Annotated in this window: 24 protein-coding genes and 1 pseudogene; 18 read left to right on the top strand and 7 right to left on the bottom strand. The window is 37.9% G+C overall.

What is annotated here, in order from left to right:
• Nucleotides 1–238: 238 nt before the first annotated feature.
• The gene (locus tag ACZSMY_RS05550; RefSeq protein ID WP_465147630.1) at nucleotides 239–1333 is read left to right on the top strand and encodes a CAP domain-containing protein; all 1095 of its coding nucleotides are present in this window, start codon (nucleotides 239–241) and stop codon (nucleotides 1331–1333) included.
• Nucleotides 1334–1743: 410 nt separating this feature from the next.
• Nucleotides 1744–2250 (top strand): DUF3189 family protein, encoded by a 507-nt coding sequence (locus ACZSMY_RS05545; protein WP_042533839.1) that lies wholly within the window; start codon nucleotides 1744–1746, stop codon nucleotides 2248–2250.
• 190 nt (nucleotides 2251–2440) lie between these two features.
• Here the strand turns inward: ACZSMY_RS05545 and ACZSMY_RS05540 are convergent, their stop codons facing one another.
• Nucleotides 2441–2635, bottom strand: coding sequence for a hypothetical protein (locus tag ACZSMY_RS05540; RefSeq protein WP_341172930.1), 195 nt, complete (start codon nucleotides 2633–2635; stop codon nucleotides 2441–2443).
• Nucleotides 2636–3028: 393 nt separating this feature from the next.
• Between ACZSMY_RS05540 and ACZSMY_RS05535 the strand changes: the two genes are divergently transcribed.
• The 15 genes and pseudogenes from ACZSMY_RS05535 to erm all read left to right on the top strand — a co-directional run bounded on the left by ACZSMY_RS05535 (nucleotide 3029) and on the right by erm (nucleotide 14012).
• Nucleotides 3029–3964: an ABC transporter ATP-binding protein gene (locus ACZSMY_RS05535; RefSeq protein WP_465147539.1), complete on the top strand. Its 936-nt coding sequence runs from the start codon at nucleotides 3029–3031 to the stop codon at nucleotides 3962–3964.
• Nucleotides 3957–4823, top strand: a complete 867-nt coding sequence (locus ACZSMY_RS05530; protein WP_042533845.1) for an ABC transporter permease — start codon at nucleotides 3957–3959, stop codon at nucleotides 4821–4823. Before ACZSMY_RS05535 ends, ACZSMY_RS05530 begins: the two co-directional genes overlap by 8 nt.
• 19 nt (nucleotides 4824–4842) lie before the next feature.
• The gene (locus tag ACZSMY_RS05525; protein ID WP_455725851.1) at nucleotides 4843–5997 is read left to right on the top strand and encodes a serine hydrolase; all 1155 of its coding nucleotides are present in this window, start codon (nucleotides 4843–4845) and stop codon (nucleotides 5995–5997) included.
• Nucleotides 5998–6109: 112 nt separating this feature from the next.
• Nucleotides 6110–6553: a GNAT family N-acetyltransferase gene (locus tag ACZSMY_RS05520; protein ID WP_212929558.1), complete on the top strand. Its 444-nt coding sequence runs from the start codon at nucleotides 6110–6112 to the stop codon at nucleotides 6551–6553.
• Nucleotides 6554–6632: 79 nt separating this feature from the next.
• A complete protein-coding gene (locus ACZSMY_RS05515) occupies nucleotides 6633–6926 on the top strand; it encodes a helix-hairpin-helix domain-containing protein (RefSeq protein ID WP_465147538.1) in 294 nt (97 codons plus the stop codon).
• A 214-nt stretch (nucleotides 6927–7140) separates the two neighbouring features.
• Complete coding sequence (locus ACZSMY_RS05510; RefSeq protein WP_455725850.1) at nucleotides 7141–7494, top strand: lmo0954 family membrane protein; 354 nt, start codon at nucleotides 7141–7143, stop codon at nucleotides 7492–7494.
• A 30-nt stretch (nucleotides 7495–7524) separates the two neighbouring features.
• Entirely contained in the window at nucleotides 7525–8160 is a 636-nt protein-coding gene (locus ACZSMY_RS05505; RefSeq protein ID WP_042533854.1) for a PspA/IM30 family protein, read from the top strand.
• 105 nt (nucleotides 8161–8265) lie between these two features.
• Nucleotides 8266–9000: a cell wall-active antibiotics response protein LiaF gene (liaF, locus tag ACZSMY_RS05500; protein ID WP_042533856.1), complete on the top strand. Its 735-nt coding sequence runs from the start codon at nucleotides 8266–8268 to the stop codon at nucleotides 8998–9000.
• On the top strand, nucleotides 8997–10049 hold the full coding sequence (locus ACZSMY_RS05495) for a sensor histidine kinase (RefSeq protein WP_193062078.1): 1053 nt from the start codon (nucleotides 8997–8999) through the stop codon (nucleotides 10047–10049). Before liaF ends, ACZSMY_RS05495 begins: the two co-directional genes overlap by 4 nt.
• Nucleotides 10042–10674, top strand: coding sequence for a response regulator transcription factor (locus tag ACZSMY_RS05490; protein ID WP_042533859.1), 633 nt, complete (start codon nucleotides 10042–10044; stop codon nucleotides 10672–10674). Before ACZSMY_RS05495 ends, ACZSMY_RS05490 begins: the two co-directional genes overlap by 8 nt.
• Before the next feature lie 44 nt (nucleotides 10675–10718).
• Nucleotides 10719–11489, top strand: a complete 771-nt coding sequence (locus ACZSMY_RS05485) for an NUDIX domain-containing protein (RefSeq protein ID WP_052485056.1) — start codon at nucleotides 10719–10721, stop codon at nucleotides 11487–11489.
• Nucleotides 11490–11707: 218 nt separating this feature from the next.
• Nucleotides 11708–12370: pseudogene (locus tag ACZSMY_RS05480) on the top strand (DJ-1/PfpI family protein).
• A 73-nt stretch (nucleotides 12371–12443) separates the two neighbouring features.
• The gene (locus ACZSMY_RS05475) at nucleotides 12444–12701 is read left to right on the top strand and encodes a serine hydrolase (protein ID WP_042533861.1); all 258 of its coding nucleotides are present in this window, start codon (nucleotides 12444–12446) and stop codon (nucleotides 12699–12701) included.
• A 20-nt stretch (nucleotides 12702–12721) separates the two neighbouring features.
• Nucleotides 12722–13015, top strand: coding sequence for a sensor histidine kinase (locus tag ACZSMY_RS05470; RefSeq protein ID WP_042533863.1), 294 nt, complete (start codon nucleotides 12722–12724; stop codon nucleotides 13013–13015).
• A gap of 259 nt (nucleotides 13016–13274) precedes the next feature.
• Nucleotides 13275–14012: a 23S ribosomal RNA methyltransferase Erm gene (gene erm, locus ACZSMY_RS05465; RefSeq protein ID WP_193062079.1), complete on the top strand. Its 738-nt coding sequence runs from the start codon at nucleotides 13275–13277 to the stop codon at nucleotides 14010–14012.
• Between the two features lie 89 nt (nucleotides 14013–14101).
• Here the strand turns inward: erm and ACZSMY_RS05460 are convergent, their stop codons facing one another.
• From ACZSMY_RS05460 to ACZSMY_RS05440, 5 genes are read right to left on the bottom strand one after another with little or no spacing between them, the layout of a single operon-like run.
• The gene (locus ACZSMY_RS05460) at nucleotides 14102–15124 is read right to left on the bottom strand and encodes a HAMP domain-containing sensor histidine kinase (RefSeq protein WP_465147537.1); all 1023 of its coding nucleotides are present in this window, start codon (nucleotides 15122–15124) and stop codon (nucleotides 14102–14104) included.
• Nucleotides 15121–15810 carry a response regulator transcription factor gene (locus ACZSMY_RS05455; protein WP_042533868.1) on the bottom strand — a complete coding sequence of 230 codons (690 nt, stop codon included), beginning with the start codon at nucleotides 15808–15810 and terminating at the stop codon, nucleotides 15121–15123. The genes ACZSMY_RS05460 and ACZSMY_RS05455 overlap by 4 nt, the downstream gene beginning before the upstream one ends.
• Nucleotides 15811–15819: 9 nt before the next feature.
• Complete coding sequence (locus ACZSMY_RS05450) at nucleotides 15820–16530, bottom strand: hypothetical protein (protein ID WP_042533870.1); 711 nt, start codon at nucleotides 16528–16530, stop codon at nucleotides 15820–15822.
• A gap of 14 nt (nucleotides 16531–16544) precedes the next feature.
• On the bottom strand, nucleotides 16545–17324 hold the full coding sequence (locus ACZSMY_RS05445; protein ID WP_042533871.1) for an ABC-2 transporter permease: 780 nt from the start codon (nucleotides 17322–17324) through the stop codon (nucleotides 16545–16547).
• Nucleotides 17324–18073, bottom strand: a complete 750-nt coding sequence (locus ACZSMY_RS05440) for an ABC transporter ATP-binding protein (protein WP_465147536.1) — start codon at nucleotides 18071–18073, stop codon at nucleotides 17324–17326. The genes ACZSMY_RS05445 and ACZSMY_RS05440 overlap by 1 nt, the downstream gene beginning before the upstream one ends.
• A gap of 401 nt (nucleotides 18074–18474) precedes the next feature.
• On the opposite strand from ACZSMY_RS05440, the gene ACZSMY_RS05435 reads away from it, so the two are divergent.
• The gene (locus tag ACZSMY_RS05435) at nucleotides 18475–19341 is read left to right on the top strand and encodes an alpha/beta fold hydrolase (RefSeq protein ID WP_193062081.1); all 867 of its coding nucleotides are present in this window, start codon (nucleotides 18475–18477) and stop codon (nucleotides 19339–19341) included.
• 140 nt (nucleotides 19342–19481) lie between these two features.
• Here ACZSMY_RS05435 and ACZSMY_RS05430 read toward each other — a convergent pair whose 3' ends face one another.
• On the bottom strand, nucleotides 19482–21248 hold the full coding sequence (locus tag ACZSMY_RS05430; RefSeq protein WP_465147535.1) for a DUF2207 domain-containing protein: 1767 nt from the start codon (nucleotides 21246–21248) through the stop codon (nucleotides 19482–19484).
• Between the last annotated feature and the right edge of the window lie 484 nt (nucleotides 21249–21732).

The raw sequence follows: 21732 nt of genomic DNA, 5'->3' as shown, positions 1-21732 counted from the left end.
ACAGAAGCGGATTTTTTCATTTACGTTGACGTTTTCCTGAATAAAAAAGGTTTAGATTTGTTGAAAGTAATTTGGAGATAGTATAATTCATATAAGTCAGCGGGCTGGCTATTTTTTTTAGGGTTAGCCAAGGTTGATTTCGTAAAGAATAGAATAGCAGCGGTAATCCTTCTGCTGCATTAAAGTATTTAAAAAGGTTGGGATAGCTATTTTCAAGCGATTATTATTATTGCTGTTTATGATACTGTTAGCCATTTGGACAAGGCCTTTATGGGAAGACCCGGTCCGCGATGTCATCCCCGATGCTGTCAGTGATACGTTTTCCTCTGCAAGCGATTTTGTTTCAGAAGCGATAGATAATGACTTTTACTTCCGTCAAGTAGCAGATGAAGCAACTTCTTTTTTTCAATCCTTTACTGATTCTGAAACAGGCACCTCGTATGAACAAGTAGAAACACCGGAGCTCACTACTCCGGAGGAACAATCATTCTCCGTTGGCAATGTAGAGATAGGTGACACAAGAGGACAGGTGGAAGAAATGTATGGTGAAGCTAAGCGGCAAAGTGAGAATGAGTATGGAGTGGAATGGTTCACCTATCATGAAAACTATCAAAACTTTATGATGGTTGCTTATGATGAACAAGACATGGTGCGTGGACTCTTTACCAATCAGGATTTACTATCCTCTCAGCAGGGTATTGCCTTGGGAGATTCCAAGTCGTTTGTAAACGAGACATTAGGGGAGCCGGAAGAAATAATCCGCAATGGCTGGTTTAATTATAAAATTGAAAGCGAAGGCGAATATGATGTATATCATATGGATGGAACCTACGCAACCATTTTTTATGACCTGCATGAATCAGAAGAAGTAACAGCAATTCAGTTAATAGATGAGGATATGGAATCTGCCAAAAGCACCCTTTATACACCTGGCAGTGAGGCTCTAAAAGAAGGCTTGGAGTATCAATTATTTGATTTGACCAATGCAACTCGCGTAAAGCATGAGCTGTCTATTTTAGAATGGGATGAAGCAGTAAGAGAAACAGCGAGAAAGCATAGTACAGATATGGCCGCAAATCAATTTTTCAGCCATACTAATTTAGAAGGACAATCTCCTTTTGACCGGATGAAGGAAGATGATATTTCATTCTTAAGTGCAGGGGAGAACCTTGCATATGGGCAATTCAGCAGTGTTTTTGCGCATCAGGGATTATTGAATTCGGAGGGGCATCGAGAAAATATTTTACATCGGGATTTCAGCCATCTAGGGATTGGCGTGGACTTTAATGAAAGTGATCAGCCGTTTTATACTGAGAATTTTTTCAATAACTAATGGGGATGATTAAGTAAGTGCTTGTATCCATATGTATCTTTAAAAATCAATTGCGTAATCAAAAAGAAGGAATGCTTTCATTAAGAAAAACCAAGAACACCACTTAATCTTTTAAACACCGGTGTTATATGGAATTTGAATTATACGAAATCTTAAGCAAATCAATACATTTATTTAATGGGGTGAATGGTTATACGTTCATCCTCTTTTTATATGACCAGAGAATAAGCCATTTTGTTTTTCGAATGTTTGTTTAGGTATGTAATATGTATTCTTTTTTGGATTTAGATAATAATAAAGCTTGATTATCCATAACAGGAAAGTATTTCAAAACGGAGAGAACAAAATTAGAAAAGCAAGCATGAAGATTTCAATTGATTACGTGGTATTTCGGAAAGGAGAGAAGTAATTTGATTTATATATACAATGATTATGGAGGCACGCACACCACTTCACTTGCAGCAGCCTATCATTTAAAAAAACTACCTTCAAATCGAAAGCTGACCAAGGATGAGATACAAAGCGTCAGGTATTTTAATAAATTAACGAAGCATGACCTCGGTAAGCTTATTTTTCATGGTATCGATGAAGACAATAATCCGGTATACACTATTGGAAGAAGAAATAGTAAATATGTTGTGCCGGCAATACAAGAGTTTGCTGCTTTGTTACAAGAAAGAAATCAGCTAAGTGAAAAGGTTATTATTTCTAATACCTCTCCTACTGTACCATTTGTAATGTCTGTTGGTGGCTTCTTAGCAAGAGGGTTAAATATTAATTTCTTAGGCGAACCTTTACTGGTTGCCGGCGCGAAGCAATGTTGTGAAAAAATTGACCGATTAGTAGAGGAAACCAAAAAAATGAGCCATTCCATGACTGCCAAAGTGATTGTACTGGAAAACAAAAAATTTCATTGATTTATTCCGTAAGCAGCTGTCCAAGCTCCCTGACAGCATGAAAAAAGAAAGATAAGTAAAGTATTAGGGATAAGCTGCGTTTTCCAAAATAAAAAAGAACCATTTTCTAACGAACAGCCCAAGCTATCAGATTTCTACCTCTGATAGCTTGGGCTGTTTTTAAAAAGTGAGGGTTATCTGTCCGCAAGCTCTAATTAGTAGAAATGGTTACAGCAAAAACAGAACTTCCTTTTATTCCTGTTATTATCGCAATGATTCGATTCACGACATCGGTGATGATCGTTTCTGTGACCGTCCCGGTTACAACAACCATTTTCATGCTTGTTTCCGCATCTGTGATGCTGCTCGTTTCCTTGATGTTTCCGGCAGTGACAATAATTTTCATGCCTGCTTCCACATCTGTGACGATTTTGATGTCTGTTGTCACAATGATTGGATTTATGATCTTTTTGACGATAGTCGCCCCCTCGACGACTTGTGTTGCGACAAGGATCTTCGCATTTTTTTCTGGATGAGTGATGACCGCACATAGCTTATCCCTCCTTTCTCATTCAATATACGCAAGGAAGAAAAAAGAGATTAGACAAACTTAATAGGAGCTAACACATTTTCACGTGGAAAATGTAGATTCATAAAATAAAACTTCATTCCATAAGATTTTTTCGAACGATTGTCCTTAATAAACGAAGTATTTAAAAATATTGGTGAATTTGAAACTTTTATTCCATTCTTTCGTATAACCTGATTAAGAAGAAAGATTGGAAGAGGAGGACTAGAATTGACAGAAATTGCAATGGAATTAAAAAATGTGAGTAAGCGCATCAAGAATAGAGAAATTATTAAAAATGTCAGCTTTCAAATAAAACAAGGGGAGGTGTTTGGCTTTGTCGGGCCGAATGGAGCCGGTAAAACGACAACAATCCGGATGATGGTCGGTTTGATGAAATTGACAGAAGGGGATATCCACATTGTCGGTAAAAGCATCCAAACGGATTATAGTGAAGCCATCAGAGAGGTTGGCGCGATCGTGGAAAATCCGGAGATGTATCCCTTTTTAACAGGAAGAAAGAATTTAGAACAGTTCGCCCGGATGATTCCAGGTACGACAAAAGAGCGGATAGAAGAAGTTGTTCGATTAGTTGGACTTGAAAAAGTGGTCAATGACCGGGTTGGCGGGTATTCTCTCGGAATGCGGCAGCGGCTGGGGATTGCTCAGGCCTTGTTACATAAACCATCGATTCTCATTTTAGATGAGCCTACAAATGGACTGGATCCCTCTGGAATGAAGGAAATCCGCCAATATATTCGTACTTTGGCAGAGACAGAAAAAGTCAGTGTGATTGTATCCAGTCATTTATTGTCTGAGATTGAACTGATGTGTGATCGTATCGGTGTTATAAAAAATGGTGCTTTAATCGCTGTAGAGGATGTAGAGAAGAACCGAAAGGCAGAGGACAGTGATATTTCAGAGTACGCCATTTCTGTAAGTAATGCGCAGACTGCAAAAGCGCATTTAGATCGTTTGGAGGAGGATGCTTTATTTGTAGAGGCAGTGGATGAAACTACCTTAAAAACGGCGGTCAAACGGGAACAAATCCCAGTGATTCTTAAAGAATTATTAATCCATGATATCAATGTATATGAGGTTCAAGCTGCCAAAGGCACGTTAGAAGATAAATTTTTCGATTTGATTGGAGAGAATGTCATTGAGTAATTTAAGCCAGCTTATAAAAAATGAATTTATCAAACTGCATCATTATAAATCTACCTGGGCAATGTATATTATCCTGGCGATTCTCCTTATTGGCAGTGCACTTATTACAAACTTTGTAGTGGATCAAAGCATGATGATAAATCAAACCTTCCAAGGGGAACTCATGCAGGCATATCAGTCGATGGGGTTAGAGGTTCCGGCTTATGATATGTGGGCTTTCGTGGCGGAAAATATCTCCTATATCAGTTTTATCACGATTTTTATTATTGTTGTTGCCGCTAAAATTATTTCAAATGAGTATAAATGGGGCACGATTAAATTATTACTTATCCGACCAGCGGGAAGAGGGACTGTGTTAGCGTCAAAATATATTACGGTGTTACTTTTTGCAGTTGTGTTAATCCTCTACACAATCGTTTTATCATTACTTATCGGACTTATTTTTTTCGGTGTGGATGCTTGGAATCCAACCATTGTAGATAATATGGGTTCAGGCTATACGGAAGTCTCTATCATTGCTTCCATTGGTAAGGATATCCTCTTTCAGCTTGTACCGTTAATTATAGTGGCAACCTTATCCTTTATGATTGCAATTTTATTCAAAGGAAGTGCCATGGCTATTGCGGCAAGTATTGTTATTTATATTGCTGCACCAATTATTACGATGATGGTAAGCCAATACGAAATTGCGAAATATCTGTTGACCGCACATCTAAACCTTCAAGAAATCTTTGAAGGAACACCGATAATTGAAGGAACATCACTTGGTTTTTCCATTGCTGTTCTTCTTGTTTATTATATCGTATTTATGGCAGCAGGATGGCTCACCTTTAAAAAACGGGATGTGGCTGGAAATTAATCGGAAAGGGCGGGATTTCATGAAGAAATTTTATACTTTATTGTTTGTAGGTCTTCTGGTTTTCCTCGGAGCTTGTTCCAATGATAAGAAAGAAGAGCGGGAAGCCGGTTCAAATGATATGAAACAAGAGGAAGCTTTGGAAGAAAACAAAGAAAATCTGGATCCCGCAACAGGACTTTTGATGGAATTTATCAATGAAAACAAAGATTCGGACCGGGTTGCTTTTCTAGCCACCTGGAATGATGAGGCCTTAGCAGAGATCAATACAGATTTAGCTATGCCGCTTGCCAGTGTTGTTAAAATAATCATTGCGATTGAATTTGCCAGCCAGGCGGAAGAAGGGGATATCGATCCTGCTGAAATGGCAGCGATGGAGGAAGTAGATAAATACTATTTTCCGAATACAGATGGCGGAGCACATGATGCCTGGAAAAGTACATTGGAAGACGAGGAAGGCGACGTTTCCCTGGAACAAATTGCACGAGGTATGATGGATTTCAGTTCCAATGCCAATACCGATTATTTAATTGAAAGATTAGGGTTAGAAGAAGTAAACAATCGGATAGAAGAACTCAATTTGAACAATCACGAGCCTCTCTATCCGTTAACAGCAAGTATTATCATTTCCAAAAAAGTAATAGAGGATAAGGGGATTGAAGAAGGTCAATTAGAGGAAGCATTACGTGATTTGGATGATGATGCCTACCGGCAAATAGCGGTTGACCTTTTTGAAGAATGGCAGGAGAATCCATTAGACGAAGCGGAAAAAGAGGAAGCCGCTGCCCCGCTTAATGATATGTCGATACAAAAGGTTTGGTCCGACCGGCTGACGCATGCTACTGCGGAAGATTATCATCAAATCATGAAGATGTTAAATAATAAAGAACATTATTCGGAAGCTTTTTATGAGGAATTGGATGCTATTTTCAGCTTAGAATTAAAGAATGACTCCATTATACGTACAGCGCAAAAAGGCGGAAGCACTGCTTTTGTTTTGAATCAGACCGTTTACGCAGAAGATGAGGACGGAAACCGGTTTGAGATGATTTTATTTACAAATGATCTCAATCTGTCAGAACTGGAGGTTGCAGCAATGCAGGTGCAGGCATTGACGGATAAATTAGTAACGGAGGAAGATTTTCGTGAGGAGGTAAGAGAAGCGTTAGCTGAATAACAATAATGATACTATCCCCCTGATGATGGAATTATACATCGTGTCAGGGGGATTTCATATATACTGGAACTATCTTATAATAAGAATAAATAATGAAAAGCGGTGCATATGGATGTCTCTTTATATCAAAAAAGTAAATAAGGAAAATTGGCGAGAAATTGCTGGGTTAGAAGCAGCTGAAAATCAAAAAGCATTCATCGAGCCTGTGTCCTTTTGTTTAGCAGAGAGTTTTATTGAACAATTGACCACATCGCTTGGGCTCTATGCTGGTGAGAAACCCGCCGGCTATGCTATGGTCGGATTTTATTCTGACGAAAAAAGAAGTATTTGGTTTGACAGGTTTATGATTGATTACCGCTATCAGGGACAGGGCTATGCCAATCAGTTCATCCCATTAATTGAAGCGTACATCCATGAGCATTATGATGTGGAAATCATACGTTTAAGCTTTGTGCCGGGAAATAGCCAAGCAGAACGATTATATAAAAAGCACGGATTCGCCCGGACAGGAGCGTATGATCCGGAGGGAGAAATAATCATGGAGAAGCGCCTTTAGATAACCATAATTATATTATGTAAACTAATGGGTTAGAATGTTATTCTTTAAAATGTAAAATAAGAAATGAGGAAATCAGATGACTAGTCAAAAACAAAGAAAAGTATGTAAGAATGGACATGTTTTCTTTAAAAGTTCAGATTGTGAAAGCTGTCTGACTTGTGACAAAGAAAATAAACCAAAGAGCGGCTTTCTAGCAACGCTTTCTGCTCCGGCAGGAAAAGCACTTATCCATGAAGGTATCTCAACAGAAGAACAGCTGGCAGCTCATACCAAGAAAGAAATACTAGCCCTGCATGGCATTGGTCCAGCATCGATGCCGGCTCTGACAAAGGCGCTGGAGAACAAAGGACTTACATTTAAAACAGAATAGGCAGAATAGAAATGGAATGGTATCTCAGTCAGAAGAGGTATCATTCCATTTTTGCATTTTAGCAGCTGTTGCTTGTTGGCTTGTAACTGTGCTGCTTAGGAGGTTTAGAAGGAGATAGACCTTAAGGCTTAGACAAAGATATTGCTCAGGCTCATTACGAGAAAACAAAATCCCCGGTAAGATAAAGATACAATAACAAGAGGAGGAAAACGGAATGAAAAAATTCATGTTGTTTATTGGAGGGCTTCTTGCATTACTGATACTGCTCGCAAATCTTGGCCCGATGGTATTACTTGCATTAAGTGTATGGCTGTTCTATATATGCTTTAAAAAGTTTATCAGCACAGATTCCACCGCTGCTAAAGTAGGATGGGTAATCCTGGGATTGATAGTTGTAAGCATCACATTCTCTAACATTTATGCAGTTTTAGGTGTTGCCGCAGCTTATGCACTTTACCTTATCTATAAGAATTGGAACACACCGGAAGGCTCTGTTGTCCACGAAATAAAGGAAGAGGATGACCCATTTACAAATTTTGAAAAACAGTGGGCAGAGTTAAATAAATAAAATGAATAACATTCAAAGGAGAGATTGATGATGTCAACAAATATTTTTACACGAATGAAGGAATCTATTTCTGCAGATTTACACACGATGATGGACAAAAAGGAACAAAAAAATCCGATTGCAGCACTAAACCATTATTTACGCCAAAGTGAACAGGAAAAAGAAAAAGTAAGAAAGCTGATTGACCGTCAGTATAAATTGAAGGAAGAATTTGCTCGTGAATATATGAAAGCACAAGATCTTGCAGATAAGCGCTTAAAACAAGCACAAATTGCCGAACGTGCGCAGGAAGAGGAAATGCATGAATTTGCTTTAAAAGAGCATGAAGAATATCAAAATCGTGCTGATCGCATGAAAGCGTCCAGAGAAGAGGCAATCACGCAGCTGGAAAATTTGGAGCAGAAATACGAAGAAATGAAGCATCGCCTGAAGGATATGCATCTGCGCCGTATGGAGCTGATGGGCCGGGAAAATATAGCCAAAGCAAATCACCAAATCAATCGTGTCGTGGATGAGTCACCAGAAAAGCCTTTCTCCAAGTTTGAAGAAATGGAGCAATATATCGAAAACCTGGAGTACAGAGTAAACAGTGCCTACTATCAAAGCACGTTCGATAATAAAATTGCTGCGATTGAAAAGAGACTGGACGAAAAAGAAATAAACTAGAATTGATAGCTGGAAAATGAAAAATCATGGTATACTTATACAGGTGCAGGCTGTTCTTGCGCCTGTATATTTTACATATGAAATCAAGGAAAGGAGAATGGAAGGATGTTCAAGCAGATTCCCACAAGAAACCTAAATTGGATATGGATTACCGTCGCCATTCTTCTTGTTTTTGAAATTGTCTTCTTCCATGGAGGAGCCCTGATATCGGCATTAATTTCCGGTTTCTTTGTTTACTTCAGCTGGAAAAGGCTGCATTCCCTTGGGTGGAAGATTGTATTTGCAATTGCTGCAATATCCTTCGTTCTAAATGTTTTTAATTTACTTGCGGTACGGTTTTTAATTGTCGTTGCTATTGCCATTATTATTTTAAATTATATCAAATCAACGAAAGAACCCAGCAAGGAGAAGCCGGAGCTGCCTAATAAATCGAGTTTGACAGAGGAAGAACCCCTTGTGCAGGTGGATCGTTTATTTGATGAACGATTTTTTGATGATTTTCGGACGGAGGAAACGGCTTATCAATGGAAGGACGTCAATATGCATGGGATATATGGAGACCGTGTGATTGATTTAAGTAATACGGTCCTTCCTTATGATACAGCGGTCATCTCCATCCGGCATCTCGCAGGGAATATTGAGATTTATGTGCCTTATGAAGTAGAAGTCAGTATTCATCATAGTTCCATCTTTGGTAGAGCATCTATTTTTGGAGTGTATCACGGGCGGCTAATGAACAAATCACTTCACTATGAAACAAAAAATTATAATACGGCACATCAAAGAGTGAAGATTGTAACCTCTTTATTTTCCGGGGACATTGAGGTGAAGCGCGTATGAATACAATTATCCGTTTTGTTCTCTTGTCTATCGCCTGCAGCTTTGTTTTGGCTATTGCCGCGATTGTTACAACCTTTGTTACATTTACCGTAGATGAATCAGCGGGGTGGAGCGCGCTATGGGAAGGGAAAATTGGTGATGTTTCCTTTCTTTTGACTGTGCTGGCTTTTGTGATTACATTTGGTTCTATTGTTGGGGCTATTATTGGTTATTATTGGAAAGGTAATTTGAAAAAAATTGAAAAAATGCTTACGGGCATTATCAAGGGAGAAAGGTATCCTGATACAGAGGATGTGCCTAAAGAGCTGGAGTCTATTACGGAACGGATGAATCAAGTCCAAGAAAAACTGCGGATACAAACCGAACATGTACAAAAGATTGCAACGGAAAGAGCAACTGAACGGGAACAAAGCCTGCAGGAAGTAGTGGAACAGGAAAGAAACCGCTTAGCCCGGGAACTGCATGATTCCGTGAGTCAGCAGCTTTTTGCAGCTTCAATGCTGATGTCGGCAATCAATGAGGCAGGACCGCCGGAGGATCCGGCATTAAATAAACAGTTAAATATGGTGGAAAATATGATTCACCAATCGCAGCTGGAAATGCGTGCGCTTCTTTTACATCTGCGTCCAGTTGCATTAAAGGGCAAGTCATTGCAGGAAGGGGTAGAAGGGCTCTTAAAGGAATTAACCCAAAAAGTACCTCTAGAAATCGATGCAAAAATAGAAGCATTCCAGGTTGATAAAGGGGTAGAAGATCAGCTGTTCCGCATCTTTCAGGAATCTATCTCCAATACATTGCGTCATGCGAAAGCGGAAAACCTGCAAGTTTTATTACTGGAACGTGATGAAAACATTATTATGCGTGTTGTGGACGACGGGGTTGGATTTCAGACAGAAGCTGTCAAAACAAGCTCTTACGGAATGCAGAACATGCATGAACGTGCTTATGAAGTTGGCGGCACATTAAAAATTATCAGTCTCCCAAATGAAGGTACGCGTTTGGAAGTAAAGGTGCCTATTTTAAGAAAGGAGGATACAACGAATGATTAACGTTTTATTTGTCGATGATCATGAAATGGTACGAATCGGCGTATCTGCATATCTTTCTTCACAGCCGGATATTGAGGTAGTTGCAGAAGCAGATGACGGCTCCCGCGCAATTGAACTGGCATTAGAGCTCCGCCCGGATATTATCTTAATGGACCTTGTGATGAAGGAAATGGACGGAATCGAAGCAACGAAGAAAATAATTGAATCCTGGCCTGAGGCGAAGATTATAATCGTTACCAGCTTTTTAGATGACGAGAAAGTGTATCCTGCATTGGAAGCGGGAGCTACAAGCTATATGTTGAAAACATCGAAAGCCAGTGAAATTGCCAAAGCGATTCGTGCCACCTACGAAGGGCAGTCTATTCTGGAGCCGGAAGTCACCGGGAAAATTATGAACCGTATGCGCACAAAGCAGGAGACAGTTTTACATGAGCAATTAACAGAGCGGGAAAAGGAAATTCTATTGCTAATGACAAAAGGAAAAGCAAACCAGGAAATTGCCGATGAATTATTTATTGCTTTAAAAACGGTAAAGGTTCATGTCAGCAATATCTTAGGAAAGTTAGAGGTGCAAGATCGGACTCAGGCTGTGATTTATGCATTTCAGAATAAGCTGGTGGAATAATTTGCGTACTGAGAGTAGGGCGTAATGAAGGTAAAGGGGATATTATGATAAAACAAGAAACAACGGACGCTTTTATAAAAGAGAATGAGGATGCTTTATTTCAAGATAGTGATGAAAGTTCTCTAAGAGAAAAAAGTATGGAAGAAATATTAATTGCACGATCGCAATATCCTGTTGAATCGAAGGAATGGGAACGTTTAAATAAGATAAAATCAGACGTTTTACAAAAGAATAAACCGAGTACAAAAGAAAAAATTTTATATTTCAAAGAAACGGATTTAGAAAGAATTCCATTAGGATTCAGCAAAGCAAAGCATTTGCCTCTCATGGATTATAGAATTGCAGAACGCAGTTTACTAGAGTACCATCCAAGTCAACGCCATCCAATTCCCTATGTTATTGTCCGGTATAACGGGGAATATTTCTTTATTTTGCGGGGAGCAAATGTCGGAGAAAGCAGATTAGCTGGAAGAAAAGGGCTATTAGGAGGGCACGTTGGAGAAAAAGATGCAGTGCCTGGAAATATTCAGCTTTCTATTGAGAATGGGCTTTGGCGCGAATTGGAAGAAGAAGCGGGAATAAAAGCAGAAATGGTTAAAAAGCTGGAAATGAAAGGTATTATCAAATCGAATGATGGTGTGGATAGTGACCATCTGGGGATTGTTTATGAAATCGTGTTAAATCATAAAGATATTCAGTCAGAGGAAGAGGAGCTTACAGGGCTATGGATGACAAAAACCGAACTGAAACAACATTTCGATACGCTGGAGTCATGGTCAAAAATAGTTGTTTCCAATCTTATTATTTGCAATTAGATCTGCTTTTTTAATAGTTATTTAACCATAAATGAAAGGATATATGCTTTTTATAAAAGTATATCCTTTTTTAGCTGCGATATAGATTTGCTGTCTGAATATTAGATGTATAGCTGATGTATTAATCAGAAACCTAAAGAATTATGTTTCAGAATAGAGTCTTAATAAAAATGGAGGGAAATATGAAAGTAATCATTTACGTGTAAGATGGCATAACCATGCTTGATGCCATAGGTCCTTATGAGGTTTTAAGGAATATGGACGATACAGAAGTATATTTTGTTGCGGAAAAAAGGGGAGAAATAAAAGCAGATTCAGGTTTTGTTGATATTAATGTGAAATATAGTATCGGCGAAATGAAAAGTGCGGATATTTTAGTAATACCAGGTTCAACAATTGGATTTATGAAAGAGATGAAAAATAATCGAGTGTTGAAATAGATAAAGGAAGTAGACAAAACCACAAGCTGGACGACGTCTGTTTGTACAGGATCCATGCTGTTGGCTGCAGCTGGGTTGCTCGCTGGGTTAAAAGTAACCTCTCGTTGGAAGCCAATCAATCTACTAAGTGAGTATGGAGCTGTTCCTGTTAGAGAACGAATCGTGGAGCAAGAAAAATATATTACTGCTGCGGGTGTGTCGGCAGGGATAGATATGACTTTGTATTTATCGGAGAAAATAGCTGGAGAAGAGGAAACCAAAGCGATTCAATTAGCAATTGAATATGATCCGCAACCGATATTTAATGCTGGTAATTATTCTAATGCGGAAGAAAAGATTAAAAACATAGCTGGGGCGAAATTAACGAAAGACGCAAAAAAAGGGATTGGATTACTAGGCATGATAAAACATTCCAAAAGTATCCTTAAAATGATGAAATAAATGCGAAATACAACTCATGTAATGTAAACTCTAGTATAAAGGTATTAAAATTACTAGGTTAGGAGGAGATAATTTGGAGCTGAAAAACATGGACCTGGAAGAACGGATGAAATTTTATCATGTTCCTAGCTTGAATATAACAGTGCTTGAAAACGGTCAAATCAACAGAACGGAAAATAAAGGCCAGCTGGAAGGTGGAGGAAACAGAAAAGTGAATGATGATTCGGTATTTAATGCTTGTTCTATCAGCAAGTTCTTAACAGGATTCCTTGCTGTAAAACTGGCAGAGGAAGGAATGCTTCATTTGGATGAGGATGTAAATGAGCGATAAGCAATCTGATTCAAAACAGTATGAACCATAATGAGGATGGCTGTACCATTTATCTGTCTATTGCTATAAGAGAAAGTAAATGTATTATTTCGGTTGAGGATAATGGTAAGGGTACAACAGAGGAACAAATTCAACATTTAAACAATACACCGCACTATATGCTTGAGAGCAATCGTTCTGGTGAGCTTAGGCATGGGTTAGGGCTCTTGATTGTGAAACAGATTATTTCTTCCCATGGGGGAGAGACAGTGATTAAACAGAGCAGGTATGGCGGTTTGGAGGTACGGATAATATTGCCGACAGCTGAATGTTAGAGATAGACTATTTTTCGTTGCCAGCTTTTGTTATAATCAATCTGTAAAATTATATTTGGAGGTAATTGCCATGGGAATTACATCTATTGCAGTTGTAGATAAGCGTCTGTTCTTCTAAAAAATTGATAGAGGAGGGCAGGCATGGGGATTTGCAGCATTGCTGTTGTTAAAAACGTTCATTATAAACCAAGAAAAATACAAAATGGTTATAATGAACAGTAAATAAAGTTTGTTATAACCAATGGGATAGAGGGTTATAATGAACAGAATAAATCCAAAAGACAGTCAAAATTTTATTACGTCGAAAAAGCATATTCATGAGATATTATCTCGAACAAATATTAATAAACAGGATACCGTTATTGAAATTGGTTCAGGGAGAGGTCATTTCACAAGAGAGCTTGTGAAGATATGTGATTTTATTACTGCTGTTGAAATAGATCCTAAATTTGTATCTATGACGCAAAAGTCTATCAATCGTTCTGAAAATGTCCAGGTTGTCCATGCAAATATATTAAATTATAGGTTTCCAAAAGGAAATCAGCCGTATAAAATTTACGGAAATATTCCTTACAATATAAGTACAAAAATAATAAAAAAGATTGTATTTGAAAGTGCTGCCGAGTTCTGCTTTCTGATTGTGGAAGAAGGGTTTGCGAAGCGGCTGACAGATTATCGAAGGGCTTTAGGATTATTCATATTTCCTGAGGTTGATATAAAGGTTTTAAGAAGAATTCCTAGAGATTATTTTCATCCCAAACCCAAAGTTGATTCTGTTTTTATTCAACTTACAAGAAAAGAATCTGAAATTCAATCCAGGGACAAAGATTTGTATCAACATTTTGTATATAAATGGGTAAATAAAGAATATCAAAAGCTATTTACAAAAAATCAGTTTAACAAGGCCTTGAAGCATGCTCAAATAACAAATTTAGATTGTTTAACAGGCGAGCAGGTGTTATCCATGTTTTATAGTTATAAATTATTCTTGAATTAAATAAAAAGGAATAAAGAAGGGAAAGCATTCAGAAGAAAATCTTTTGAATGCTTTTCTCTATATCACAAAAGGAATAATTATTAATCAAATTAAACCCTTCCAATCGGAAATGCTATGTCAAAATGGATTTGATCTCCTTTTAACGCTGCCGTTATCCCCCCATCCATTGCTTGAATCAGCGTATCTGTTATATAAAGACCTAACCCAAGATGCCCCTCAGCATTGTGCCCTTCTTCCGTATAAAACCGTTCAAAAATGCGATCGATATCCGTTTTATTTAGACGGGCTCCATCATTTACTATGTGTATTTTAAAATAGGCAGCGTCAACACTAATTTTAATCAATAGAAAATCTCTCATATGTCGATAGGCATTATTTAGAATATTTTGCAGCGCCCGGTCCAATTGATAAACATCGATACTGATACTGGAATCATCCTTACTGTCAATATGATTTTCTAATTGGGCATGTCTATCCATTGTCTGGCATTCTACAAGAATATTATCCAGCCAGTCCATGGCCCATTCATAGCAGTTAATCGGTTGTGTTTCCAAATGAACCGTTTCGGGCGTTTCATAGCTTAAGTTTAATTGATTGGAAAGGTCACTTAATACATGTATCTTTTTTTGAATGACCTGTAAATATCGCTGTTCTTCCTCCGGGCTCTCCGCAATATTATCCTGTAATGCTTCAATATAAGCAGAAATCGAAGCGATTGGTGTTTTTAAATCATGGGAAATACTGTCTATAAAATGTTTACGCTCCTTTTCGAAGGTTTGCTGCTGCTGCTCTTGCAGATGTAATGTGTTTCTCATCTGATCAAAAGCAGTGATAAAGCGTCCAAATTCATCGTCTTTTTTGTAGGAGATTCGATGTGATAAATTCCCTTGAGATATTTTTTGAGCTTCCGCAGCCAAAATGGAGAGAGGAGCGATCATTCGTTTTCTCACATAGGCAATCATCCAAACAGAGAATAGAAAAAAGGGCAGGGTCGTTATCAGGATAATAATGAAAATAATATTTGACTGCACCATCATAAAAGCAATCAGCAGCGGAAAACAGGCTGTAACGATACACATCCAAATAAGTTCTTTTACAATACGCTGCTTCATTGTATTTCACCGTCGAAACGGTAGCCTATTCCGCGTAAAGTAGTGATGTATCTGCTGTTCCCCAGCTTTTCTCTGATTTTTTGTACATGAATGGTAACGGTGTTGATATCTCCATATTCATGTATTCCCCAAACATTGTCATAGAGCTGTTCTTTACGGAAAGCCTGATTGGGAGACTGTGCTAAGAATACCAGCAAATCAAATTCTTTCATGGTCAGATTAACAATCGCTCCATCCTTTGTTACATTTCTCGAAGACCGGTCAATCATGACATCATCAAATGCGATGATGTTACTTGAAACAGGGGAGGATGCAGTATAATCATAGCGCCTGAATAATGCCTCTACCCGTGCAACAAGTTCTTTAATCGAAAATGGTTTCGTAATGTAATCATCTGCCCCGATTTTTAAACCAAGCACCCGGTCTACCTCTGCTTCCTTTGCACTGATAATAATAACTGGTAATACAGAGAAGGCTCTTATCTGCTTTAATATTTCCAGTCCATCCATTTCAGGCAGCATTAAATCTAATAGAATCATATCCGGTCGATATTGTTTTATGGTGCTTAGAGCCTTATCCCCTTGTCTGCAAATTACTGCATCATAATTTTCCCGGGATAAATAATTCTCTATCATTTTTGCTAAATCAGTATCATCTTCAACAATAAGTATTTTTTTCTGATTCATCGGTACCTCCTAAATGAAAAGGTCTTGTTTACGGAATATCTTTATTGTACCAATAAATAATAAAAGGGTGAATATGACATAGCTGCCAATCGAAATGAATGCCGTTAACAAGCTTTCTGAAATAAGATCGTCTAAGCTGACTACATACATCGTTGGAAAATGTGCTGAAATAGCTGGATCAAAACCTTCTACTAATATTTGCAGGAGTACAAGTCCTAGTCCCGTGCCAATAGTGACTGTTTCTTTTCCAGAAAGGGTAATGACAAAAGACAATAGAGCTGAAAATAGGAAAAGAGAAAGAAAAGCTCCCAAGAAAAGATAGAAGATGTTGAAGTAATTTAATTCCATTCCTGCTGCAGCCGAACCGATTACTATCCAACTTGTTATAACATGTGTCAATAAAATAAATACGCCTAATATTGTTGCAGTCATTATTTTTGATAAATAGTAATCGCTGCGGTTGGATGATTTCGGAATAATATTTTTAAATGTTTGCGAATGATAATCTGTTGAAAGCAAATCGGCTATCAAATAAGCACAGAGTAACCAAAAGAATTGTCTAAAGTTTTCAAATGAATGGATTAAAATATCTTCTTCTATCTTTACATTAACAGCAGTGTAAATAGTTAATCCTGCTGTCAATAAAATGGTAAGTAATATCAATAACCGATATTTCCGATTATAGATGATATAAAATACATCGTGCTTTAATTGTTGCATCCTATACGTCCCCCTTATACATACAGATCTTGCTTTTTAAATAGATAATATCCAGCTGTTCCAATCACCAATAGATAAGCGATAAGTACACCAAAGCTAGTGACACTATAGGAAAAGGACTTTTCAAATAGATTAATGTGGAAAAATAATAAGTGTTCATAAATCGCATATTGTTTTACTTGATCATAAATAATGATATATTGTCCGACGAGTGTAGATATTCCCATCAGCATTGCTAACGTAGAAATCCGCTGAATAAACTGTGAAAGCAATAACGCGATTAATCCAAAAATGAAATAAGCAAAACCAAAAGCTAATCCGGCTAAAAGCGTAACACCTACACCGTGCCATCCGCTTGTAACCACGGAGTAAAAAACAAACGTATCTCCCCATCCAAAGAAAGAAATACCAACCACATAACCAATAAAAAGCATGATGGATGTTAAAAGAAGCGAAAATAAAAGGATGGATAAAATTCTTGAAAGATAATATTGAAATCTGGAAACAGAACGTAATAAAACAAATTTGATGGTACCATTATTTCGTTCCTGTATGAGAACTTCTCCTACATAAATCGCTATAAAAACAGCTGTAAATGTTAAACTGGATTGAAGCATTTCCACAGGGAATGATTGGCCATACCCAGCAACTACGGTAGAATCCGCACCATAAACATGAAAAAGGATGCCTGTTAAAACATACATTGCCGTAAAAATAAGGGTATAGACAAGCAGCATTTTGGAAGTCAGCGTACGTTTGAACTCGAATGAGGTCAGTGTCCATATATTCTTCATTACGTTAACTTCTCCTTTATACATGCAAAAAATAAACCTTCTAAATTAGTGACCTGATAGACTCCTGACAATTCGGAGATATCTCCTTCTTCGACGATTTTCCCACCTTGAATAAATGCTGCTTTATGACATAAATCCTCCATTTCCCGCAGCATATGGCTGGAAATCAGAAATGTAATCTTCTCTTTTTCTGCCAAATGCTTAATTAATGTTTTCATTTCCCGAAGGCCCATTGGATCAACGCCATTCGTTGGCTCATCCAGTATTATTAAGCTGGGATAGCACAATAAGGGATTAGCAATTCCCAGACGCTGCTTCATTCCTAAAGAAAATGTTTTCACCTTGTTATCCATAGCTTCTTTTAAATCAACAATGGATAAAACTTCATTGATTCTTGTTTTTGGCACGTTGACGGCAGCTAATTTAGCACTCAGGTTTAAATTCTGTTTAGCAGTGAGATGAAGATAAAAAGCAGGGTTTTCGATAATACTTCCTACTCTGGAAAGGGCTAAAACAGAATCATTCTTTATGGAATGCCCGTCGATAAATATGTCGCCAGAATCAGGGAATATCAAACGGGTAATCATTCGTAATGTTGTTGTTTTACCAGCACCGTTTGGCCCGAGAAATCCGTAGATATCTCCTTTTTGAATCGAAAAATGAATATGATCGATTACGGTTTGCCCGCTAATTTTTTTGCTTAGATTTTTAATTTCTAAAATAGGTTTCTCATTATTTTCTTGTACCATGTACTCAGCTCCTTTTCGGTAATTTAAAGAATAGCAAAGCAAAATAAGCTGCGCATATAGTTAACATAAAGTTTTGATAAAGTATGATTTCACTGGGGGATGGGGAGTGTTCTTGTGATAGCGGTAATTTATCGTAGTGTAACTGACTGGGAGTGGGACAGCGATTACTTGTCCCATCAAAAAAGTCGCTAGTTTGTCTTATTGCTATCTACATGTATCAAATATAATTTTCATCTCGAATGGAATTTTTATTTAAAAAACAATTAGAATTCTGCCTGGTTTCATTTGTTTCTGTTATGATTGGTTGTAATAAAACAGCTTTAAAATATATCTAACGGACGGTTTATTTGTGTAAAGAATGAATTTGTCTATCTAATACGTGAAAGGGTGTGGCGGGATTAATGGAAAGAGTACTCGGTACTTATTTTGTAAATGGTCAAACAATCGAATATTCAATTACTGGAAAGGAGGGTACACCGATTCTCGTAATGCATGGCGGGCACTCTAACTGCTATGAGGAATTTGGGTATAAGCCGCTGGTTAAGAGCGGGTTCATGCTAATTACACCATCAAGAGCAGGATATGGAATGACGTCAAAAGAAATTGGAGAAAATTTATCCAAAGCCAGTGATTATTATGTAAAGTTATTAGATTACTTGAAAATTGACAAAGTACATCTGCTTGCTATCTCAGCTGGCGGTCCGAGCGGTCTTTATTTTGCAACTCGCTATCCTGAGAGAGTTAAAACATTAACTTTACAAAGCGCTGTTACTAAAGAATGGCTGACACCAGAAGATAAAATATATAAGGCAGCACAGATTTTATTTCGTCCTGCTATGGAAAAAGTAACATGGAAATTGGTTTCCAATATGAGTAATATTTTTCCGGAATTTATGTTTAAGCAGATGATACCTACCTTTAGTAATCTTTCATATAAAGAAATAAAAAACAGCGTGTTGGACAAAGATATCGATGAAATCCAAAGAATGAGCAAACGCCAACGATCGGGCTATGGATTTTTAATAGATTTATCTCAAACAAAGGAAATTACCTCTAAAAACCTGCAGGCTATTTCCTGTCCAACGCTTATCATGCATAGTGAATATGACAGCTCTGTTCCATTAGAGCATGCTTATTATGCGGATCAACAAATACGAGATTCTGAATTATGTATACTTGATACGTGGGGGCACTTAATATGGCTTGGACGTGAATCTGATAAAGTAAATGAAAGGCTTGTGAAATTTCTTAATAAATTCACTTTATAAAATTCAGACGAGGAGGATAAAGAAAATGCAAAATAGAAGGAAAGGAGCTATAAGAAGAAAAGCTCAAACAGTAAATTGAGCTTTTTTTCTTATAGTGATAGAAACTTATATTTCAAATTTAAAGGAGCTTGAGAACGTGGTTAGCGGGCACCGCCGCCTCCGCCTCCGCCTGCTCCAGCGCCGCCCCCGACGCCGGTGGCACCACCGCTGCCGCCTGCCGCAGTAGCAGCTGAAGTGCTGGAATGAAATCCGCCGCTGGCTAACCCGGTGGTCCAGCTTGCACGGGTGTAGTAAGTTCCATACCAGAATTGCAGGTATACCTGGTCCTCTTCGTATCTATCTTCAGGGACTAAATCCTCTAGTTTTTTAGACACTTTATCGCTTTTACCTAGTAAAGCACTCCATAGCATCATATCTTTCAAGGAAAGTGGCTTGGAAGCATTTGAAAATTGATTGATATCTGATTCCTTCAAATAATTATCAAACTGAATTAAACGATCCGCTAGTTGTTCTCCCTCTTTACTTGATACCGTAATAGATTGTAAAAATCCAAACACCTTTATTTCTTCAAAAGAGAACAATCCTTGCTGCTCCAGATAGGCTTCGGAATAGTCTTTGAGATAATCGGCAACAGTGCTGACTTCCTTCGCATGCTCTTTACCCCATTTCTGGATGGCATTATCTGTGACGACGCCATTCCTGTCTGCAGCATCCAAGAGCATGGTCCACAACGCCATTTCATACGTTCCCTCATAGGATTCATCTTCTATTTGGTTCGTAAGCTCACTAAAGGTTAACGGATGTTTATTACGTTCATTTTCCATATCGTTGATGGTAAGGGTCGTTCGATATTTTTTTCCAAACACCTTGCTTTCTTCTTCTGCTTCCATCGAGATGTTCTCATTCACAGACCATTTCAGCAGATAAGCTTGGAAGATATCTTCAAAATATCCAAGGTTCATCTGCGTTAAAAGGGCGCTTAAACCTGCATAGTCTTCTCCATCGAAAGGCACGGCTGCATACGTTTTTCCTTTATTTTCCGCTATCCGTTTATGGATAGGCTTCATCGCGCCGGCTTCTTTTTTTACTTGATTTGTTTTACGGACAAAGAAGAAGGTTCCAATACCGATTAATAAAGAAAAACCAACGGCTAAGCTAACGATGATAACAATTAGCGTAGAATTGTCACTTGAATTATAAGTTGACCCATCCATTGCTTCTTCTTGCTGCTCAGATAAGGTCATGTCTACTGTTCGTTCAGCTTGGAAGAAATCAGCCGGAAATTGTGTTAAAACAATTACATCTCCATCGGCTTCACCATTTGACTCCCATACAATACGATCGCCTTCCAGCTGTATATCTCCATCAAAACCAAATCCCCAGAAATTAACGTTCTCCTGTGTAAATGGTTGAAATCCAGAGATTTCAACTGTCAAATTTTGCGCAGGAATATCGGAGAAGGTATCGAAGTTCCAGAGCATAGCCTGACCATCCTCTAAATTACGTACAAGATCAGATAATGTATAGGTTACTGTATACGTATTTTCTCCGTATTCCCCAATTCCCCAAACTAATTCAACTCCATCATCTGTAGATACTGTTCCATATTTTCCTGCCTTTTCTTCCCGTGAATCATCAGAGTCCCAATCGGGCTCTTTTGTAAACCCTTCAACTGAAAAATCCAGTATCTCTGACTCGTCAAGGTTGACCATATTGATGAAAAGCTCGGTACCTTCATCCATATTCATTTGACGATGTTCTGTCACAACGCCTGAACCATCCTCCTGCAATTCTACTTCAATATGTAAATCGCTCATTTCATTTTCAGCAAATGCTGTGAGTGTAAGTACCATGTTCATTGAGGTTGCCATCGTCAAGGCAGCAACTATCTTCATCCATTTATTCATTTGTGTCCATCGCTCCCTCTATTCATTATAATGCAGTCTTTGTGAATGATTTTATTATGTTTACCCAATTTAAAGCACTGCTAATCAGAAATTTATCTTTACTTATAGTGTAGCAGATAATAACTTTAAATGGGATATACGTGGGGCGGCGGAGTGTTTAAATCAGAGAATGACGAATCGGAGAAAGAGGTAAAAAATAATTATAATCGTTTTCCCCCTTGTTCAGAAGGGGCAATATATGAGTTAATAAGGGTGTCGGACCGATAGAATATCGGAAAGGAGGCTGATTGAAATTGATCACAAAACATGAGGTGATTTCCGCATAGCGGAATCATAAAAGACGGGGCCGCATTTATGTTGCGGTCTCCTTTTCTTTCCTAAACTAATGTATACTAAAAGTGAAAAGGCTTACGTAAAATAAAATCAAATGAAAGGAGTTTTTAATGATGAATAAAAAATTAATGCATGTCCGGACCATACATCT

The organism is Oceanobacillus sp. B139/18 (assembly GCF_055524595.1).
Note: the sequence above shows the minus strand (reverse complement) of the source record. Positions and strands in the feature narration are given on the sequence as shown.

Coding starts and splice junctions, on each gene's coding strand:
- ACZSMY_RS05550 (WP_465147630.1), top strand. CDS start 239: ATGATACTGTTAGCCATTTGGACAAGGCCTTTATGGGAAGACCCGGTC.
- ACZSMY_RS05540 (WP_341172930.1), bottom strand. CDS start 2,635: ATGAAAATTATTGTCACTGCCGGAAACATCAAGGAAACGAGCAGCATC.
- ACZSMY_RS05525 (WP_455725851.1), top strand. CDS start 4,843: ATGAAGAAATTTTATACTTTATTGTTTGTAGGTCTTCTGGTTTTCCTC.
- ACZSMY_RS05520 (WP_212929558.1), top strand. CDS start 6,110: ATGTCTCTTTATATCAAAAAAGTAAATAAGGAAAATTGGCGAGAAATT.
- ACZSMY_RS05515 (WP_465147538.1), top strand. CDS start 6,633: ATGACTAGTCAAAAACAAAGAAAAGTATGTAAGAATGGACATGTTTTC.
- ACZSMY_RS05510 (WP_455725850.1), top strand. CDS start 7,141: ATGAAAAAATTCATGTTGTTTATTGGAGGGCTTCTTGCATTACTGATA.
- ACZSMY_RS05505 (WP_042533854.1), top strand. CDS start 7,525: ATGTCAACAAATATTTTTACACGAATGAAGGAATCTATTTCTGCAGAT.
- liaF (WP_042533856.1), top strand. CDS start 8,266: ATGTTCAAGCAGATTCCCACAAGAAACCTAAATTGGATATGGATTACC.
- ACZSMY_RS05495 (WP_193062078.1), top strand. CDS start 8,997: ATGAATACAATTATCCGTTTTGTTCTCTTGTCTATCGCCTGCAGCTTT.
- ACZSMY_RS05490 (WP_042533859.1), top strand. CDS start 10,042: ATGATTAACGTTTTATTTGTCGATGATCATGAAATGGTACGAATCGGC.
- ACZSMY_RS05485 (WP_052485056.1), top strand. CDS start 10,719: ATGATAAAACAAGAAACAACGGACGCTTTTATAAAAGAGAATGAGGAT.
- ACZSMY_RS05470 (WP_042533863.1), top strand. CDS start 12,722: ATGAACCATAATGAGGATGGCTGTACCATTTATCTGTCTATTGCTATA.
- erm (WP_193062079.1), top strand. CDS start 13,275: ATGAACAGAATAAATCCAAAAGACAGTCAAAATTTTATTACGTCGAAA.
- ACZSMY_RS05460 (WP_465147537.1), bottom strand. CDS start 15,124: ATGAAGCAGCGTATTGTAAAAGAACTTATTTGGATGTGTATCGTTACA.
- ACZSMY_RS05455 (WP_042533868.1), bottom strand. CDS start 15,810: ATGAATCAGAAAAAAATACTTATTGTTGAAGATGATACTGATTTAGCA.
- ACZSMY_RS05450 (WP_042533870.1), bottom strand. CDS start 16,530: ATGCAACAATTAAAGCACGATGTATTTTATATCATCTATAATCGGAAA.
- ACZSMY_RS05445 (WP_042533871.1), bottom strand. CDS start 17,324: ATGAAGAATATATGGACACTGACCTCATTCGAGTTCAAACGTACGCTG.
- ACZSMY_RS05440 (WP_465147536.1), bottom strand. CDS start 18,073: ATGGTACAAGAAAATAATGAGAAACCTATTTTAGAAATTAAAAATCTA.
- ACZSMY_RS05435 (WP_193062081.1), top strand. CDS start 18,475: ATGGAAAGAGTACTCGGTACTTATTTTGTAAATGGTCAAACAATCGAA.
- ACZSMY_RS05430 (WP_465147535.1), bottom strand. CDS start 21,248: ATGAATAAATGGATGAAGATAGTTGCTGCCTTGACGATGGCAACCTCA.